Annotated in this window: 1 protein-coding gene; it reads left to right on the top strand. The window is 49.3% G+C overall.

What is annotated here, in order from left to right; genetic code table 11:
* Positions 1 to 2,204, top strand: a 2,204-nt coding sequence (locus ABMY45_RS23740; RefSeq protein WP_349289596.1) for a condensation domain-containing protein, incomplete at both ends; no start/stop codon positions are given.

The following is a 2,204-nucleotide window of genomic DNA, read 5'->3' as shown; positions in this document are numbered from 1 at the left end:
TCATATTGGCGGGAACTAGAGGCAGATAATAGTTGGCAACAGCATTATGGTCATGAGCAGGTACAAGCAGGTGTACGGCGACAATTACAAATCCAATTGAGTGAGGATGAGACACAGGCTTTGCTCACGATGGTGCCACAGAGTTATCGAACTCAGGTGAATGAAGTACTCTTGGCGGCTTTGTGGTTAGCTCATCAACGTTGTAGTGGTGCTCAAACGCTATCGGTGACACTAGAAGGGCATGGGCGTGAGGGAGTTGCGGGGGTAATAGATTTAAGTCAAACCGTAGGCTGGTTTACCAGTATGTATCCATTGCAGCTAAGCGTGCAAGCGGCGGAGGATGTCGGTGGTATTTTGATGGCGGTAAAAGAGCAATACCGTCAGGTTCCGGATACGGGAATAGGCTATGGCGTATTAAAGTACCTGTGCGGTGATAGCGAGCTTGCGGATAAGACGATGCCGGCTTTGCAGTTTAATTACCTAGGACAGTTTGACCAAACGGTAAAACAGACGGGCGCCTTTAGCATAGCAGAGGAAAATAGAGGGCAACATATAAGTGCAGCTCGGATAGCACAAGAAGAGTTGGTGTTAAATGGGAAGGTGGTATTTGGCAGTTTAGGTTTTACGCTGAATTATGACACAGGGTGTTATTGCGAGGGAGCGCTATCGACGTTGATGAAGGCTTATGAGCAGGCCTTAAGAGACGTTATTACGCATTGTAAGGCGGTGGGCGTTGGGCCTTATACACCGAGTGATTTTCCATTAGCGAGGGTGACTACGGAAGAGTTAGAGCGATGGGATATTGGGTCGGATATTGCAGATTTATATCCAGCGACGGGGATGCAACAGGGGTTGTTATTCCATGGTTTGTTGGAAGCAGGGAGTTATGTCACGCAGACTCGGATAAGCTTCAAGGATTTGGATGCAAGCGCATTTAAAGCTGCATGGTTAGCGGTAATAGAGCGGCACAATATTTTTAGAACGGCATTTGTAGGAATAGAGCAAGGGAATGCGCATCAAAGGGTGAGCGCACATGCGGTACTGCCTTGGAAGGAAGAAGATTTAAGGGAGATGTCACAGGCGCAGCAGCAACATTATTTAGACGATTATCAGCGTATGGATAAGCGCAAAGCCTTTGCGATAGATGCAGCACCACTGATGCGCTTTAGCTTATTTAATGTAGGAGATGAACATACGTTGCTCTGGAGTTACCACCATGCGCTACTGGATGGGTGGTGTATTCCGTTGGTATTTAAGGAGATAAAGCAATGTTATGAAGCGCTGTGTGCGGGTATACCGTTAGCAAGTGGAGCGCCAGAATACAGCTATAGAGATTATGCTCAGTGGCTGAGTGAGCAAGACAAGGAGGAGACGGTAGCGTTTTGGCGAGACACGTTAGCACCGCTGAGTAGCCATACTCAGTTGCCAGCGGAGCAAGGAGAGGTGGGAGCAGGAGAGGGCGAGTATCGCATTGAGTTTAGTGTATCAGAGACGGCGGCGTTACAACGGTTGGCGGCGGAAGCGAGAACGACGTTAAATATAGTCGTACAAACGGCATGGGGTGTGTTGTTGCAGCGCTATGGCAACCAAGGTGCGGTGGTGTTTGGTTCGGTGACGTCAGGGCGGCCGGCAAGTCTTGCGGGTGTCGAGTCGATATTAGGTTTGTTTATCAATACAGTACCGGTGGTCGTAGAGAGCGGTGCAGAAGAGACGGTGCTTGGGCTATTGCAGGCGCAGCACGAACAGCAAGTGGCACGAGAAGGGCATAGCTACTATCCGTTGTATGAAATACAAAAACAGTCGCCGTTGGGAGAGCCTCTGTTTAATAGCGTATTTGTATTTGAGAACTATCCGGTTGATGCGCAGTTAAGTGAAGCGGATGAGCAGTCGGGGCTAGAGGTTACGACAGCGGAGACAACGGAAGGGACGAACTACGACTTAACGGTAGTGGCGCATGTATCGGAAGGGTTGAGTATTCGCTTAGAAGGCGGGGCGGGGCACTATAACTCGGCGAGTTTGGCACGTTTAGGCGGACATTATAAGCGTTTGCTATTGGGGTTGACGAAGGCCTTGAAGGTTGCGGAGGTTGAGCTTTTAAGTGAGCGAGAGCGGTCTTATTTGCTCACGGAGTTGAATAGTACAGCTCAGGATGTTGAGGTGCCGAGCTGTTTATTGCATGAGTTGTTTGAGCGTCAAGCAAAGAG

It is taken from the genome of Pseudoalteromonas sp. XMcav11-Q (assembly GCF_040104525.1).
GTDB lineage: Bacteria > Pseudomonadota > Gammaproteobacteria > Enterobacterales > Alteromonadaceae > Pseudoalteromonas.
The sequence above is the reverse complement of the archived record's forward strand: the minus strand, read 5'-3'. Positions and strand labels throughout refer to the sequence as shown.